We start from the raw sequence: 18,397 nt of genomic DNA, 5'->3' as shown, positions 1-18,397 counted from the left end.
CGGTGAGACCTCTCTTGATCCCCGAGGCGGCGGCGACTTCCGGCTGCAGCGTCAGGGGCGTACCGTCGTCTGAAGGAGCCGCCCGATGTCCGCCCGTTCACCCTCGACCGCTAATGGTCCCATGCGCCGCCATGCCCGTCACGCGGCGCTGCGAACCGGCGTCAGCGTGGTGGCGCTGTTCCTGGCCAATACTGCAGTGGAGGCACGTCCATTAGGCGGACAGGCACCGACACCATCGGCGGCGGCGATGGCTGCATCGCAGTCGGCGGCGCAGGACGCGGCGACGGTCGCCAAGCAAAGCCAGGATGCGATGGCGCGGGCCACGCGCGCCATCCAGGCGATGCAGGCGGTGCAGGACGCGGCGCGCAGCGCGGCGCAGGCCGCGCAGCGCTCCGCGACGCTGCCGCAGGTCGCTGTGCCGAATGGGCTGGCGCCGGGCGGCCTGCAGGCGGCGGCTGGATGGCAGGGCGCCAATGCGCCGACGCAGGCCGTCGATGCCAGCGGCCAGACCCAGGTCGGCATCCAGCAGACCCGGGCGCAGGCGATCCTGAATTGGAATTCGTTCAACGTCGGCGCGCGCACCACGCTCATCTTCGACCAGCAGGGCAACGCCAGTTGGGTGGCGCTCAACCGCGTGGTCGGCAGCACATCGCCGAGCCAGATCCTCGGCAACATCAAGGCCGACGGGTCGGTCTATCTGATCAACCAGAACGGCATCATCTTCGGCGGTGCGAGCCAGGTGAATGTCGGCAGCTTGATCGCGTCGACCGCCAACATCACCAACGACCAGTTCCTCACCAGCGGCATCTATTCGCGGCAGCAGAGCGGCCAATACGTGCCCAGCTTCACCGATGCTGGTGGGGCCGTGAAGGTCGAGGCCGGCGCGCTGATCTCGACCCGCGCGCCGTCGTCGGCGAAGCAGGGCGGCGGCTTCGTCCTATTGATGGGCACCGAGGTCAGCAACGCCGGCGCGATCAGCGCGCCGCGCGGTCAGGTGCAGCTTGCGGCCGGCAACGATTTCCTGCTGCGGCCAGGCTACGGCACCGACGCCAACCAGGCCTCGACCACGCACGGCAACGAGATTTCGCCGATCGTCCGCGATGCGCTTGCGGTCGTTGGCAATTCCGGCCTGATCTTCGCGCAGCAAGGCGACATCACACTCGCGGGCCGCAGCGTCGGCCAGGACGGCGTGCTGGTTGCCACTACCTCGGTCAACACCCGCGGCACCATCCATCTCCTGAACGCTGCCTCCGATGCTGCTGGTAGCGTCACGCTCGGCAGCGGCAGCCTGACCGCCATCCTGCCCGAGCTCGGCAGCGCCGAGACCGCGCTCGACAGCCAGCGCAACCAGTTGATCGCCGATTCCAACGCCTTCACCCACGTTCCGACCGCCAACGCCCAGTTCAACAATCTTTCGCTGCTCGCCGATCGGCTCGACCAAGGCCGCGTCGAGATCGTCAGTGGCGGCAACGTGGTCTTCAAGGATGGCTCTATCATGCAGGCGCAAGGTGGCCAGGTGGCCGTCAGCGCCGGTCGCCGCGTTTTCGCCGAGAATGGCGCGGTGATCGATGTCTCGGGCGTGCGCGGCGTGCTGCTGCCGATGTCGGCCAACAACATCATGGTCAACGTGCAAGGCAATGAGCTGCGCGATTCGCCGGTCAATCGCGATCAGGATTATCTGAAGAACGCAGATGTCTGGATCGACGCGCGCAATCTGGTGCTGGTGCCGGCTGGCACAGGCGGCTATGCGACCGACCGCTATTATACGCCGGGCGGTCTGCTCGAGGTCTCGGGCTATCTCGCCAATACCGCCCATCGCATCGGGGAATGGACGGCGCTCGGCGGCACCATCACGCTGGCGGCGCCGGAGGTGGTCGCGCAGAAGGGGGCAGTGTTCGACGTCTCCGGCGGCTCGGTCAGCTACGAGGGCGGCTATATCAGGACCACCAACTTCCTCGGGGCGGACGGCCGAACCTACAATATCAATAATGCGCGCGCCGATATGCAGTTCATGGCGCTCGGCGGCGGCTATGTGCGCAAGCACTACGTCGAGGGCAAGGTTTACGATAAGCTGACCGAGATCTGGACGTCCCCGTTCGGCAAGGGCAGCGTCTCCACCCGCTGGGAAGATGGCTACACCGTCGGCCGCGACGCCGGCTCCCTTATCCTGTCGACGCCGACGTCGATCTTCGAAGCCACCATCCTCGCCGACATCGTGAAGGGTGAGCGCCAGACCGGGAACCGGCCTTCCGGCACCGCCGACGGCTACAAGCTGCCCCAGGACGTCGCGCCGCTCGAGGGCAGGCTTGCGCTGGGCAGCTACTCGGGTATCGGTCTCACCGATGCATCCGCTGCGCGGGTCGTCTTTGGCCGTGTGTCTGATATCACTGAGGCGCTGAACGACAAATCGCCGTTGCCTGACAGCCGCATCGGCACCGCGTTGTTCGATACGGACGCGATCAATGCCGCCAAGCTGGGCGGTCTCAACTTTGCGAGCAGCAAGGAAATCGTTGTCGAGGCGCCGCTTGAACTTGCGCCCGGCGCGGAGGTGACCTTCGCGGCGCCGCATGTCGATATCGGCGCAGACGTCACGGCTCATGGCGGCAGTATTACGTTGACCAATCTCATGCATGCCGTGCTCGGCCAGGGGCAGAACGCGAAATGGTGGGCGCTCAACGACGCGAACGGCAATTCGCAGGTCACGATCGGCGAGGGGATCGCCATTGATCTCAGCGGATTATGGACCAATGAACAGCGCGACACGCAAACCGATTCATCACGTCTCGCGCATCTTGATGGCGGAAATTTCACCGTCTCGACCACAGGCGGCATCACGCTTTCGAAGGGTTCGCTCATTGACGTGTCGTCAGGCGGCGCCATCCTGGTGGATGGCAAAACCAAAGGCGGCAAGGGCGGCAATGTCAGCCTCGTCGCCAATGATTATGCGCATCTGGCCTCGACGCAGTTCTTCACCAATCCGCTCATCCTTGAGGGCGCTATCCGCGCGTATGGTTTTGGCGGCAGCGGCACGCTGACATTGGATGCGGGCCAGGCGATCGCGATCGGCAAGGCCGTGGCCGATGCGCTGGTGCTCGACCCCGAGCTGTTCCGGTCCGGCTTCTCCGCGTACAAGATCTCCAGCAACACTGGCATGGAGATCGGCGAGGGAACGCGCCTTGACGTCGAGGTGCCGGTCTATCGCTTCACGGACAAGAGCTATGACGCGGCGACGGGAAGCCCTGTCGCGGATGCCGCGGAGCTGTGGACGCCGCCGAGCTTCATCATCAACCCCGTCGCGCATAGCGTCACGCAGCGCGTCGGCGCCGATGTGACGCTCTGGAGCCTGCATGATTTCACGCTGGCGAAAGGCGCCTCGATCAATGTCGATGCGGGGCGCTCCGTCTCGATCTTCGCCAATCGCCAGACCGTCATCGACGGCGCGATCACGGCTCCCGCCGGCAATATCCTGATCACGAGCCTGCAGGACGCGCCCGGCGACACCAGGTACAATTCCGGATATGGCGAATTCGCCCTGACGCGGTCGATCTGGATCGGCAACGCCGCGGTGCTGGATGTCTCCGCACGTGGCGCGGTGGGACGCGATGAGCGCGGCGTCTCCTACGCAGCCGTGCCGGACGGTGGCACGATCCGCATCGGCGGGACGGGCGCGCTCGACAACGCGGGCGTGCCCGTTGTCAGCGACGCCTTTGTGATCCTTCGTCCCGGCGCCATGATCGATGCATCAGGCACCTCTGCGCTGGTCGATGTCTCCACCGGCAACGGCTATGTCTCGACGCCGGCCGCGAGCGATGGCGGGACGATCTCGCTCTATTCCGCCTTCGGCATCACGCTCGACGGCACCTTGCGCGCAGCAAGCGGCGGCAGCGGCGCCTCCGGCGGCGCGCTGAGTCTGACAATGGCTGAACGAGGTTATACGCTGGGGCAACCCACCGCGAGTTCGCCCTATGCCGCCGGCGACTTGACGGAAGCCTTCCAGAGGTCGCGCGATATCACCCTCGTGCAGTATGCGGGTCGCAGTGGCCTCAGCGCCGATCTTAAGCCGGGTGAGGGAGATCCGGCCCTGCAATTCGGCCGCACCGTGGTCGGTGTCGACCAGATCGAGGCGGGTGGATTTGCATCGCTCTCGCTCTCGACTCGCGATCTCTTTGTTTTTGGCGGCAATATCGATCTTCAGCTTTCGCGCAGCATCCGCTTGTCAGGCGGTGTGATAACGGCGCCCTCCGATCAATCCGCTGTCAACATTCGCCTTGCGGCGCCTTACGTCCGCCTGGAAGGGTTTAACTACAGCGGGACAAAGCCGGCACAGGTTGGGGATATCAAGGGGTATTATCCCGGCATCAACGTGGGGTCGGGCTTCCTTCTTGGTGCTCCTCAATCGATCGCGAAGGACAGCCATTTCACGATCTCCGCCGATCTCATCGATGTTTACGGGGATATTCATTTCGGCGCGACGGCCCAGCAAGGCTATGGCTCAGGGCTGATCCGAGATGCCATCGCCTATGGCTTTGACCAGGTGACGTTGCAAAGCCGCGGTGATCTTCGCGTTGGTGATGCCACAATCCGTGCCGACCAAAGCGAACAGGTTGGCGGCCTCAACGCCTACAATCTCACGCTGATCGCGGATCAGATTTATCCTCTGAGCGGCGCGGTCGCCATCATCAGGGCTGGGCAGCGGGCCGGATTGGACAATGGCGGCTATGCCCCAGATACCCGTCTCACCATCCGCCGCAATGACGATCAGACACCGGTGGTCCCGGCTTCGGTCTTCGGCGGTCTCGCCGTCTTCGCCGTCGACATCGACCAAGGCGGCGTTCTTCGCGCGCCGTTGGGTCATATCTGGTTAAACACTTATGATCAGTCCGCGGCCAATGCCGTGCCGCCTAACGCGCGTATCACGTTCCACAGCGGCAGCATTACGTCCGCGAGCGCGGCCGGCCTGATCATGCCCTTTGGAGGCACCTCGGACGGGATCACCTATCAAGGCGCGGACGGCACGCTGCGCAATCTGGCAAGCGCGTCGTATGATGACCAGCACGGCATTAAGATCTCGAGCGGCGTTTCGATCAACGCCGCATCGGTCGTGGGCGAGGTCGGGGCCGTGCTCGATCTCACCGGCGGCGGCGCGCTCACCGGCGTGGGTTTCATTTCCGGCCGCGGCGGTTCGGTCGATGTGCTGAAGACAGCGCTCGTCAATGCCAATCCGGTCAACAGCTACAGCGCCTCCGGCAACAAGGTCTATGCGATCCTGCCCGGTTACGCCGCTGATTATGCGCCAGCGATCGCAACCAACGGCGCTGGCGATCCGGCGATTGGCCAGCAGATCACGCTTCCCTCTGGCGTGCCGGGACTGCCGGCGGGCACCTATACGCTGCTGCCCTCCAGCTATGCGCTGCTGCCCGGCGGCTATCGCGTCGAGCTTGGCTCGACGGGAGCCACCACGATTGCGCCCGTGACCATCGGCAATGGCTCCGTCATCACATCGGGCTATCTCGGCGTCGCCAAGACCGGAATTCAGGACGCGCTTCCGACCAGGGTAATCCTCAGCTCCGGCCAGAACACGCGCCGTTATTCGCAGTACAACGAGACGAGCTATGGCGATTTCGAGCGCGCGCAGGCGGCCCAGTTCGACGGTCTTCGGCATCGTCTGCCAGAGGACGGCAAGGTACTTGAGATCAGTCTCCTGCCGCAGCTGGATAATATGAAGTCGCTGTCCTTCGCCGGCACCGCGCTGTTCGATGGTGCCAAGGGCGGTATTGACGGCACGCTGATCATCAAGCCGGCGAGCGTCTCGTCGGGTCCTGCCGTGCTCGACATCACGGCGCCAGGGGCCGCGCCTATTGCCGGGCATACATCCATATCGAGCGACGACGTCAATGCCTTCAAGGCATCGACGCTCTTGCTGGGCGGCACGAGCATGTTCTTCGTGGAGGACAAACCCGGCGTCGGCGCCAACATTTATTTCGACGCAAGCTCGACTGCGGCCGTGAACCTGCTCGATGGCGCCACCATCCGTGCGGGCCAGGTGTTCCTGGTCGGCAAGGCCGTCAACATGGCGGGCGGCGCGACCATCGATACGCGTGGATTGAGCAGCAACAACGTCGATTCCACGCTCGGCTATGTCTATGCCAACATAAGCCCTTATTCGGGCGCTGATCCCAATGCCAGTCCGGCCGTGCTCGCGATCGCCAATGGATGGTTCCAATTCCTGAATGCCGTCGGCCCCGGCAAGATCGACATCGCGAGCGGTGCATCGCTGCTCACCGACGGCAGTGTCGTGCTGGCCGGGCCGGGCGGGCTCACCATGGGTGACGTCAATTTCGGCGCACGTTATCTCAACGTCACACAGGAGCAGGTCAATGCCGGCACGGAGGCTGCGCTCGCCGCGGCGCAGGCCGCGGGCCAGCTTCCCTCGGGTTGGAACCTCACCCAGAGCGTGCTCGACAAACTCCTGCGGCCGTCAACGACCGCCGGTGTCCCCGCGCTTGAGCAACTCATTCTCACGGCAAACCGCGCGTTCAATCTGGTCGGCAGCGCCGCGCTCGACACCACGCGGCAGGAGGGGGCGGGGGATCCGCTCAAGCTCGTTCTCAACACACCGGCCATTTATGGTCTTGGCTCCGCAAGCGACACGGCGAGCATCAAGGCCGATGTGCTGATCTGGAACGGCATCCGCGCCGGCACTGCCGCTCCGTATGGCAGCCAAGCGCCGGCCAGCGTCATGCCCGGCGGTCCCGGCACGGGATTGGGGCATCTCGCCATCACGGCGAACGAGGTTCTGTTCGGCTACGACGCTTCGCAGAGCAAGCCGACCGATGGCGCAACGCTGAATCGTCTCGCGCTCGGCTTCTCGGATGTCACGCTGACGGCGTTGAGGCGCGTCACCGCGAACAGCGATGGCGCGTTCAAAGTGGGCTTGAGCCAGGACAGTCAGGGCGCCTTGCAGGGCGGGAATCTCACCATCGCGGCCCCGCTGATCACGGCGAGCAATGGCGCGAAGCTCGATGTCACCGCGGGCGGCGCTCTGCGTCTGGTCCCGCCGGCTGGGGCCGCGCCCGCGGACACACGCGGCGTGACAGATCTCGGCGGGACTGTTTCCTTTGGCGGTGACAGCGTCTTTGTCGATACCGCTTTTGCCTTGCCCTCCGGCAAGCTGACGTTCAACGCCGCGCATGACGTCGTGCTCGGCGGAAACGCGGTGATCGACCTGTCAGGCCGTGCTATTTCCTTCTTCGAAGTCACGAAATATAGCTGGGGCGGCGATCTCGTTCTGAATGGCACGAGCGGCGATATCATCCAGGGCGCCGGCTCGGTGATCGATGTTTCGGCGGTGAACAACGCCGCGGGCTCGATCACGGCCAAGGCCATCGACACTGCACATGGGCATGTCTCGTTCGGCGGCACGATCAGGGGGGCGTCGACGGGTGATTTCGAGAGCGGCCAGTTCACGGTGGCGGCGCAGGATTTTGGCGATTTCGCCGCATTGAACGCGAAGCTCAATGACGCCGGCTTCTTCAGCGCGCGTAGCTTCGATTTGCGTCAGGGCAGTCTTGTCATCGGCAACGGCGTCAAGGCGCGCTATGTGACGGTCTCCGTCGATCAAGGCAGCCTCACGGTCGACGGCAGGATCGATGCGAGCGGGACGAAGCCCGGCACCATCCGCCTGTCGGCGCGTGACGATCTGACCTTGACGCGGAACGCCGTGCTCGATATGCATCACTCTGTTCTGCAGACCGACAGCTATGGTGCGCCGATCGAGGCCAACAACACCGCGCATGTCGGACTCACGACCAAGCAAGGCACAATGACGCTGGCGCCAGGCGCGACCATCGATATGGCCTCGCCGGATAGTGTGGCGCGCGGCAAGCTGGAAATCAACGCGCCGCGTCGGGGCGGAGCGAATGGCGATGGCGCGGGCGCGAACGACATAGCCATCGACGCGCGCAGTCCGCTCGATATCCGCGGTGGCAGCAGCATCGCGATGAACGGCTTCCGCACCTATGAACTTCCAGGCGGCAGCGTCATCGATCAGGCTTACCTTGATGGTCTGCATGCCGACAGTGAGGCATTCATCAACGGGGCACTCCAGAATGGCGACTTGCACAATCGTCTTGCCGGGCTCGCGGCTTATGGCTCCGCCTTCCATCTGCGGCCGGGCGTTGCCATCACGTCGGACGGCGATCTGTCGACGAAAGGCGATCTCGATTTCTCCAACTATCGCTATGGGCCAAAAGCCGATCCGGCGGTGCGAGGGTCCGGCGAAGCGGGCGTGCTCGTCGTCCGTGCCGCCAGCGATCTCAAGATCAACGGTAGCATCACTGACGGTTTCGCACCGCCGCCAGCATCGCCCGACGCGCTGACCGTACTGGCCCAAGGTTTCCTCACCTCCGACTATACGGTCACAGCGGACGGCGCGCTGCTCGCCGAGGGCTCGAGCATCCCGCGCACCGGCATGATCAACATATCACTGCCGATCGCTGAGGATACGAAGATCACGACGAACCCGACGCTCTCGGCACCTATTCCCGTCGATGTCGTCCTCTCACGGCCGTTTACGGTGGCGGCCGCGCCAAGGAGCCTGACTGGCGGCAGGATCATCGCCCCAGATGGTACGGTTCTGCACGAAGCGGGGACGGCCACAGCTTCGCTCGTAAAGGGAGAAGTCTGGCCTGCCGGCACCAGACTTTCAGCGGGCGTTGCTTTCAACCAGCCGGTCGTAAACAACTCGATAGCTCTCTACATCAAGGCGACGACTCTGCCGCCGATGACGGCGCTTAATGTGTTTGGTGGGTATACGTTCTCGCAGGATGTTACGATTCCGATCGGCACGGTTTTGCCGGCCGGCATGACGAACGTGAATCTGACCGGGCCGGGGGATCGCAGGATTTGGGCAATCTCGCCGCTGCTGGCGGCAGGCACCCAATCATGGTCGATGCGGCTTGTGGGCGGCGCCGATCTTGCGAGCGCAGACACGCGCACGCTGCAAACCGCCAACACTCTCGCTGGTTCGGGCAATGTCGTGTTGAATGATCCTTTCCAGGTCACGCTTGCCGCCGGCAATACGCCGACGTCAGGCGTCAGCGTCGTGCGCACCGGCACCGGCGATCTCGAAATTCTGGCTGGCGGCAACTACGAGCAAGCGTCACTGTTCGGTGTGTACACCGCCGGCACCGCAGTTAGGGAGACCGGCACCGCGGCGAACGATGCTTACAATGTGAGCCGAGGCAAGCTGGCCGATAACACAGTGCTAGGCTCGGCAAACGCCGCGTATGAAGCGACGCTCGGCTCGGAGCGCATGTATTATACCGAGCATGGCGGCGATTTCCTGCTTGCCGCGCAAGGCGACGTCAAGGGCACGCTGACGTCGCGCGCGGACGAGGTTGGAAGCTGGCTGTGGCGCCAGGGCGGTTCGGAGATCGGCCAGCGCACGGCATGGGGCATCAATTTCGGCAGCTATACGTTTGATCAGATCAACACCAATAACGCCGCTGCTTTGAATCTGTCCGCTTTCTCCGGCCTCGGTACGCTCGGTGGCGGCAATGTCACGCTGCAAGCGGGCGGCACGCTCGGCGGCGACACAGGTCGCGGTGTGGTCATCGCCGTCGGTGGCAGCGGCCGCGTGATGGGCGATGGGAGCCTGGTCCAGACGGGCGGCGGCACGCTGTCGGTGAAGGCGGGCGATATCGGCACCGGCGGCAACCAATTCGTGAATCTGCGCGGGACCATGGATGTCGCGACGGGAGATTTCGGCAGTCTCACCGCGACAAACATTCGTAACGATAACGGGACGGATCCGCGGCCGATCAATCCGCTGACGCCTTATTCGATGACCACGCTGTATGGCGGAGATTTCGCGCCGGGCGATAGCGTGATCAACCTTCGCGCGCGTGGCGATCTGGCCGTGGGAACCATCCTCGATCCGGGCCGCGTCGGCCTCACGGCCTGGACGGACGCGAATAACGGTCAAACGAACGGTGACGGCGCGAGTTGGTTCACGCTGTGGACGGGGCAAACCGCCGTCAAGATGTTTGCCGCGGGTGGCTCGCTCCAGCCGGGCAGCGGCGCAACCTATTCCCGATACCTGCCCACGATCATGCGGGCGATCGCCGCGAACGGCAATATCTATAACCCGGGCGGAGGGCTCATGCTGCCGTCACCGAGTGGCGAACTCGAGGTGCTGGCGCAAGGATCGATCTTCGGCGACGGTAAGGAGATGGGTCCCTTGATGACTCCGACAACGGCGTTGGCGACGCCGTTCAAGCCGGCCTGGGTGATTCTGAATGATGGGCTTAACATCACGGCCTCTAACTATTTCGGCGATTACGCGAATGCGGCTGACCAAGTCGGTGGAGGAATTGTCGTCTATTCCTACACGAGTGGTGGGCACCCCTTCGCCTTCGATTCAAGCACGGTGAAGAATAAAGCCCCGCTGGACCAAGGCGATCCGTCTCAACGCAAGCCGTCACACATCTATGCGGTGAATGGCGACATCACGGGCATCAGATATGGCCGGATCGTCGACCAGAGCTGGACCGCCCCCGATCAGAGCATCGTTGCAAACACCTATTATCAGGCTGCAAGGCCGCTGCGGATGCTCGCAGGCGGAGATATCGTCAATACGATGGGTCTGATCCTGCACACCGATCAGAACGACGTGTCCACCATCGCGGCCGGCGGCAGCATCATCTATGCGGGCGCTCCCTCGTCCACCAACGGGTGGCGCGGAGGCTTGGCGATTGCCGGCCCCGGTACGCTCGAAATCACAGCCGCCAAGGACATCTATCAAGGGTCAATCGCGACGGTCGAAAGCATCGGACCGTTGCTCGCGGGCGACCAACGGCCTGGTGCTGGTGTCGTGATGCAGGCCGGCGTCGGCGCAGGCGAAATCGGTGTTGGACAAGTCGACTGGACCGGTTTTGCGAAGCTCTATCTCGATCCGAAGAATCTCATGGGCGAGGGGAAACTCGCCGATCAGCCCGGCAAGGTGGCAAAGACTTATGGGGATGAACTTTATGACTGGCTGAAGGAACGCTTCAGCTATAGCGGGTCCAAGGCCGATGCGCTCGGTTACTTCTTCACCTTGTCGGCAGCGCAGCAGCGCATCTTCCTGCGGCAGGTCTATTACGCCGAACTGACCGCAGGCGGGCGCGAATACAACGAAGATGGCGGCCCACGTGCCGGCTCTTATTTGCGCGGGCGCCAGGCGATTGCAACGTTGTTGCCGAACGATGCCGCCTATGGTGGGGATATCACGATGTTCTCGGCGGCGGTCGCGGCCGGCGCGGGTAAGACGACCGTTCAAAGCGGTTATGTGCACACCGATTTCGGCGGCGACATCCAGTTCCTGGTGCCGAACGGGGAGGTCACGCTCGGGACCGAGGGGCTGTCGCCGGGCGCCGATGCCGGCCTCATCACGCAAGGGGCAGGCGACATCCAGATCTATTCGAAGGGCAGCGTGCTGCTTGGCCTGTCGCGCATCATGACCACGTTCGGCGGCAATATCATCGTCTGGTCGGCGGAAGGCGACATCAACGCCGGCCGCGGCGCCAAAACCACGGTGATCTACACGCCGCCCAAACGCGCCTACGACAGATACGGCAATGTCACCGTGTCACCGGTCGTGCCGTCCAGCGGCGCCGGCATCGCGACGCTGAGACAGATCGCGGAGGTGCCGCCCGGGACGGTCGATCTGGTCGCGCCGCTCGGCACCGTCGATGCAGGCGAGGCGGGGATCCGCGCATCGAGCTTCGTCAACATCGCAGCCTTGCATATCGTCAACGCCGCCAACATCCAGGCGCAAGGCGGCGTCGTTGGCGTGCCGCAGGTCCAGGCACCCAACATCGGCGGCCTGACCGAAGCCTCGAACACGGCGGGCGCCGCAGCCCAGCAAGCCACCGTGCCGCAGGCGCGCGCCGGCGAGCAACCCTCCATCATCATCGTCGAGTTCCTCGGCTTCGGTGGAGGAAGTGAGGAAGATCGCCCCAATAGCGAACAACAGCGGAACCGTGGCAGACAAAGCAACAATTATGACCCGAACAACATGGTCCGCGTTCTTGGCAACGGCACATTTTCCGCGGAGGACACCAAGCAGTTGACGGCGTTGGAGCGCGATGCGCTCACCCGCCAGGTCGTCGCGCCAAGCTCTCCATAATTGGCATGGAGCGATCTGCCTGGGAATGTCGTGTCGTTGGTGGTGACCGCTACGGGACGGGCAGGCAGTGCGTTGTGGTCACTGCTTGATCCAAACAGTCATACCTGGCTCGAGGCTGGCCGCCTCTCCCTGTGGGTCGAGGCGCAAGCGTAGCGTGTTGCGGTCGTGATCGCCAATCACGCGCTCGGCCTGCCAGGTCGCAAAGACGCCGAGCGGCCGCAGTTCGGCGATGGCGCTCTTGATCGCGCCGTCGTTGCCGTTCCGCACCACGCCGACTGTTTCTCCGACCGCGAGACCGCTCAGATGGTCTTCGCGCACATTGAATGAAAGCCACTGCTTGCCCGCCGCTTCGACCATCAGGATCGGTTGACCCGCGCGAACGTTCTCGCCGACTTCTGCGGCGATGACGCTGACCACACCGTCGGCGGGAGCACGCAAGACCATCTTGTCGAGGCGACGCTCGAGCACCGCGACCGCGGCCGCTGCGGCCTGCACCTCTGCATCGGCGATCGCGCGTTCCTCCTGGGTCGGACCCGCCACGGCCGCATCGTAGTTCGCCTGGGCCTCCGCCACATCGGCACGTGCGCTCGCGGCGTCGTTTTCGGCCTGGTCAAGCGCCTGCTGGGACTCAAAGCTCTGACGCGCCAGCGTGGTGGTTCTTGTGAGCTGGGCCTGCACATAGTCGAGGCGGGCCTTTGCCTTGGCGATTGCAGCTTTCAGAGAGTCGACCTGCTCACGCCTGACGCCGGCATAGACGTTGTTGCGGTTCGCGGTTGTTGAGGCGAGCGCGGCGCGCGCCTGGTCCACCTGTGCGGTCAACTCCACCGCCGAGAGCGTCGCGAGGACATCGCCGGCATGTACCTGCGCGCCCTTCTTGACCGCAATCGAAACGAGTTGGCCGTTTACTTCCGGCTCCACCCTGACCTCGGTCGCCCGCACGACGCCAACGATTGCGGACGGCGATCCGGAACCACGGACGGAATAGATCACAACGCCCGCGACGAGCGCGAGTGCGATCGCGGCGATGGCGACACGCCTAGCTTTGCGCACGTGTCTGCCCTCTCTTGACGGCAAGCGCTGAGATCACGGCGAGCACGAAATAGGCAAGCGCCAAGCACCACAGTCCAAGCCAATCGTGTGCGACCTCCCAAATGCTGGCGCCGAGCTGGTTGATGCGCACGAGGCCGTCAATCGCGAAGTCGGCCGGGAACAGTCGGCCCAGGGCGATGGCCACATCGGGGATCGCCTCGCGCGGCCATGCGAAGCCGGCGGTGAAGAATTGGGGCAGGCTGGTTGCAAGGAGCAGGATGGTTGCGTTTTCGGGCCGCGTGAACCAGGCGCCGACGGCCTGCCCCATGAAGCTCGTCGCAAGCAGGAAGACGGCAGCAAGCGCGAGCAGTTGTGGAAGATGCCCGAGCGTTGAAAAGCCATAGATGCGCGGCAGCACGATGAGATAAAGTGCGAGCGCTGGAAGGTAAATCGTCAGATGGGCGATGCCGCGGCCGAGCACGCCGGCGAACGCTCCGCCGCCGGTTGCCAGCGCAGTACGGGTCAACATCGCCGCACCGATCAGAAGGGTTTGCTGCAGGATCAGCACAAACGCCGCTGGGACGATGTAGCTTGCATAGCCGCCCACGGGGTTGAAGATCGGCTGCAGCAGAATGTCGGCCGGGCTCGAACTCGCCAGCTTCGCCTTGACAAGGCTTCCATCCGAGCGTGCGCCTCGCGAAACAAGCTCGGACGTCAATGTCCCGATTGCGGTGGCGACCCCGCTGGCGGTCGATCTGAATATGAACAAATAGGTGGCATCCGCGTAGATCGGAATGTGAGCGGTGATGCCCTTGAGCACGTCGCGCTCAGTGTTTGGGGGGATTTCGACGGCGGCAAAGGCCTTCCCACGATCGATTGCGGTGCGTGCCTCGGCGAGTGTACGGGTGCGGACCGCAACGCTCAATGCTCCGCTCGCATCCAGCGTCTCGACGATCTGGCGGCTGAGATCGCTCAGATCGTTGTCGACGACCGCGATGGGAAGCTTGCGCAGGATCTGATTCAGATAGGGTTGCGGATAATAAATGCCGTAGACCAAGGGAGCCAGGAACAGGAGGGTGAAGGCGCTCCGCGCGCCGAGCACGCGCCGCCACTCCGCCATGAAGGCGCCGCCGACGCCGGGGGGCGCGCGGCCGATCTCTGATTGCTCGGCTGGTCGCGCCGTCTCAAACCAGCCCCTGCGCTTGAGGCTCGCTATACGCAGCAAGGCGAGGCCAGCATAGAGCATCGTCAGGCCGGCGAGCGCCGCGAACGGAATGGCGGAGTCCGACACCGGCAATCCGCGTGCCGCTTGGCCCAACAACACGGCCATGTACCAGCGCAGCGGCAGTATCGCGCTCCAGACTTGCGCAAACGCATTCATGCCGATCGCGGGGAAGCCGACGCCGGCGTAGCCGAATGCAGGAGAGGCAACGAGGCCCGCAAGTCCCAGCCCCGTCGCCAGATCGCCGACCAGGAGCTGCAGCAGGGCACCGAGCGAGAGGTAGGCTACAATCAGGAGCGAGCCGGCGGCCACCATCAACGGCAGGTCTCCCCTGAAGGGGACTTGCAGCACGCCCTCCAGGAAGAGCGGCTCGGCAAGCATGATGAGGAGGAAGATGCCGAAGAGGGGCGCGAGCTTGCCGGCTAGCGCAACGACCGGATCGCCTCCGGCACTTTCGAGCCAGGCCCGCGCGTCGCGCCGGCGGAATTCGGAGCCGACGGAATAGCCTGCCGCGAGCGTGATCACTACATGGATGATCGTCGGCAGCAGCGCACGGAGCAGGAACTGGGCATAGTTCTTTTGAGGATTGACAAGCGCGATGGTTTCCCCGGCCATCGTTCCGATCGAGGCTGGTGTGGGCGCTGCGTGCTTCGCGGGGGCTGCCACGGCGGCTGCGGCGGAAAGCGCATCGCTCAGCCCCGAGGAGGCAATGCCGGCCGCCGTCAGGAACTGCTGGTTGTAGAATCCAACCACCTGCGGACGGCGTTGAGCCTGCAGGTCGCGCTCGAAATCCGGTGGGATATAGATTGCCGAGATCGCCTTTCCGGACCGTATATCCTTCACGGCCGTGGACAGCGTACCGGAGCGGTCGACGATTTTCAGGCTCGGAGATGCCGCGACGTATTCCACCAGGGCACGCGAAGCGTCCGACTTGTCCTCGTCGACGACCGTCACGCCGAGCCCCCGGATGACCGGATGGCTGAAGACCGTTGTGAGAACCACGAACGCGAAGAGAGGCACGCCAAAGATCAAAAGCAGCGCCACACGATCGTGAAACAGCCATTGGCACTCGCGCTGTGCGACCAGCAGAAATCCCGGTGTTAACGCCAGCCTCATTGCCGCGACCGCCAGTCGAGATAGGCGCTCATACCTGGTCGCAGCTCGGGCACCGGCTGGACCGGGTAGGCACGAATCGAAAACGTCCGCAAATCGAAATCGCCCGAAGCACGCGTGGCCCGCCAGCTCGCATATTCCCCCTTGGTTGCAATAAGCTTGACCTCGACGGTGACGCGGCGGTCATCGAGAGCCGGAATGCGGACATCAAATCGATCGCCGACCTTCAAGCCCTTGACGAGATCCTCGCGAAGATCGAAGTGAATCCAGACGTCGCCCAGATCGATCAAGGTAACCAGCGGCACGCCCGGCGATACGTATTCGCCAGGCTCAATATTGCGCTGATAGATCTGCGAGGCGACGGGGGCATAGACCACGAGTTGATCGATGATCGATTGAACGCTCTGGATATCGGCAATGGCCTTTTCGACGTTGGCCCTGGAGATCGCCCGCTCCTCCTTTGTGTAGCCATTGACAGCCTGGTCGTAGGACGATTTGGCCTGATCGACTGCGCGCTCGCTTTCGTGCAGCGTGTCGGTCACTTGGTCGAGACGGGCTTGCGGCGCATTGCCTTGCTGAGTCAATGTGTAGGTACGGTCAAAGGTCTTCTGGGCAAGCACCTGGGCAGCCTGCGCCCGCTCCATTGCCGCTTTCCGTGCGGCAATGGTTTCCACCCGTGTTCCGACGAGGACGTTGGCAAGTTGAGCCTCGGCGACAGTCTTTGCTGCCTTCATTTGCTCGTGTTTGGCCAGAGTTTCGGGATTGTCGATCCGCACGAGCACAGCGCCAGCCGGAACGTTCTGGCCACGTTCGACGGGAATTTCCTTGACCCGCCCGTCGACACGCGCGGCTATATCCAGCCGCGTTGCATCGACCTCGCCCTGGACGAGCAGTGGTTCCGGTCGCAAGAGATAGAAGACAGAGAGCGCGACGACGGCAGCTGCAACGATGCCGACAATGATGGAAGGAGCGCGCGTCGCGGTGCGGGTGTTTTTCTCTCCGTCCCTTGGTGCGTCGGACGTACTTTGAATTTCCTTGTCAGAGATCGGCATGTCCGCGCCTGATTCCCCTTTCCGTGACCGGGGTAGTCGTTTGCTAGCCTTGGTTGTTAGGTCTGTCCAATCTCGATCCGCTGAATTCCGCGAGCAAAAAGATCAACTATCGGCAGGGTGCATGTCAACCTCTGCCCTTATCAGGTACCGTCCGCTCGTCACTGGGGATGATGGTCTCGTCTCGATATCGGTATGCTGTACGGAGACCTGATGACGGCCGTGCAACAGGAGCCTTTCGCTCAATCGCGTTCCCGTGAGCTGAAGAGAGAACGGTCGCTCAACCAGGCCCAGGCTTGAGCAGCCAATAGCTTCTCAGCCTTTGTGAAACCCGGCTTGACACGCGTTCCAGCATGTTCGCATTATGTTCTCAGTGAATTTCGGTCAAATTTCACCGGTAAACGCTCTGGATGGCAACGGCGGCCACCATCCTTCATGCAGACCTTGATGCCTTTTACGCCTCGGTCGAGCAACTGCTCGATCCTTCGCTGCGCGGCAGACCTATCGCTGTCGGTGGCGGGGTTGTGCTTGCTGCCTCATACGAAGCCAAGGCGTTCGGGGTTCGAGGTGGTATGCCGGGACGGCACGCACGCCAGCTATGTCCGCAACTCACTTTTGTCGGCGGCCATTTCAAGGACTACCAACGGCTGGGTGATGCTGCCATCAAGGTGATCGGCGATTTCACGCCACTGGTGGAGCGTATTTCCATCGACGAGGCGTTTGCCGACGTTGCCGGCTGCACCCATCTCTTCGGTACGCCCGCCGAAATTGCAAAGACAATCCGCCAACGCGTGCGGATGGAGATCGGTCTTGGGATCTCGGTCGGTGTGGCGCGCACCAAGCATCTGGCGAAAATTGCCTCGCAAGTGGCGAAGCCAGATGGGCTCGTGGTCGTGGATCCCGACACCGAACTGGAGTTCCTTCACCGCCTGCCCGTCGAGCTGATGTGGGGAGTGGGTCCCGTCACGAAGGCGCAGCTCGCCGAAATCGGCGTGCTGACCATCGGGCATCTGGCAAAGACACCGGGATGGTCGCTCGAGCGCTTGCTCGGTCCCGCTGCAGGCGAGAAACTCGCGGCGCTGGCATGGAATCGCGATCCGCGGGAGATCAAGTCTCACCGCCGGGCCGGATCGGCAGGGGCGCAGTCAGCGATTGGCAGGAAGCCGGCCGAAGAGCGGATTATTCGACCCACGCTGCTTCACCTCGCGGACCGCATCGCTACGCGACTCCGGGTGAAGTCCAGGCCCGGTCGAACCGTGACGGTCCGCGTTCGCTTCGCCGACCTGAGCTCGGTGACGCGCTCGGTAACGCTCGATGCGCCGATCTCCGCGACCATGATTCTTGCTGAGATCGCCGAGGAACTGGTGCGAGCAATCCTTGCAGATCATCCGGACCAGAAGACCATCTCGCTATTGGCGATCTCCGTGTCGCATCTTGAGGAGCACTGGGATCTCGAGCTCGAACTCCCCCTTGAACTTCAAGATGAAGCGCGCCGCCCCGGCACCAGGATAGGCATGGCCCGTTGGGCGGCTGATTGCGCCGTCGACAAGATCCGCGATCGCTTCGGATGGGATGCGATCGGATACGGCCCGGCAGCGCTTGGCATTTCTCGTTCCGTGCCCGACGAGTTTCGCAAACTCGCCGAAAAAGACCTCTAACCCTCGAAAGCCTTGGCCCGACAAGCGACCGGTGGGTACGAGCTCCTATTTACCAGCTAGCCGCCAGCGGCAAAGACCTCGCCGTTCCTGACGTGCTTAGATGCGCGCGCTTGTGCTGTACAGCTCCGCTGGCACGAAAAATGCTGAGGCGCCTCCG

Annotated in this window: 5 protein-coding genes; 2 read left to right on the top strand and 3 right to left on the bottom strand. The window is 63.5% G+C overall.

The genetic code is table 11. The annotated features are described in order from the left end of the window. The first annotated feature begins 85 nt into the window (after positions 1–85). A complete protein-coding gene (locus tag AC5ZG5_RS04450; protein WP_456641168.1) occupies positions 86–12,169 on the top strand; it encodes a filamentous hemagglutinin family protein in 12,084 nt (4,027 codons plus the stop codon). Positions 12,170–12,247: 78 nt separating this feature from the next. On the opposite strand, the gene AC5ZG5_RS04445 is transcribed toward AC5ZG5_RS04450, so the two are convergent. Genes AC5ZG5_RS04445 through AC5ZG5_RS04435 form a run of 3 tightly spaced genes read right to left on the bottom strand, consistent with a single transcriptional unit; the run spans position 12,248 to position 16,585 of the window. After that, entirely contained in the window at positions 12,248–13,219 is a 972-nt protein-coding gene (locus AC5ZG5_RS04445) for an HlyD family secretion protein (protein WP_456641167.1), read from the bottom strand. Continuing rightward, complete coding sequence (locus AC5ZG5_RS04440) at positions 13,206–15,536, bottom strand: ABC transporter permease (protein WP_456641166.1); 2,331 nt, start codon at positions 15,534–15,536, stop codon at positions 13,206–13,208. The genes AC5ZG5_RS04445 and AC5ZG5_RS04440 overlap by 14 nt, the downstream gene beginning before the upstream one ends. After that, on the bottom strand, positions 15,533–16,585 hold the full coding sequence (locus tag AC5ZG5_RS04435; RefSeq protein WP_456641165.1) for an HlyD family secretion protein: 1,053 nt from the start codon (positions 16,583–16,585) through the stop codon (positions 15,533–15,535). Before AC5ZG5_RS04435 ends, AC5ZG5_RS04440 begins: the two co-directional genes overlap by 4 nt. 407 nt (positions 16,586–16,992) lie before the next feature. On the opposite strand from AC5ZG5_RS04435, the gene dinB reads away from it, so the two are divergent. Then, a complete protein-coding gene (gene dinB, locus AC5ZG5_RS04430; protein ID WP_456641164.1) occupies positions 16,993–18,240 on the top strand; it encodes a DNA polymerase IV in 1,248 nt (415 codons plus the stop codon). The last annotated feature ends 157 nt before the right edge of the window (positions 18,241–18,397 follow it).

This window comes from Bradyrhizobium sp. Ses1 (assembly GCF_059512365.1).
The sequence above is the reverse complement of the archived record's forward strand: the minus strand, read 5'-3'. Positions and strand labels throughout refer to the sequence as shown.

Coding starts and splice junctions, on each gene's coding strand:
- AC5ZG5_RS04440 (WP_456641166.1), bottom strand. CDS start 15,536: ATGAGGCTGGCGTTAACACCGGGATTTCTGCTGGTCGCACAGCGCGAG.
- dinB (WP_456641164.1), top strand. CDS start 16,993: ATGGCAACGGCGGCCACCATCCTTCATGCAGACCTTGATGCCTTTTAC.
- AC5ZG5_RS04450 (WP_456641168.1), top strand. CDS start 86: ATGTCCGCCCGTTCACCCTCGACCGCTAATGGTCCCATGCGCCGCCAT.
- AC5ZG5_RS04435 (WP_456641165.1), bottom strand. CDS start 16,585: ATGCCGATCTCTGACAAGGAAATTCAAAGTACGTCCGACGCACCAAGG.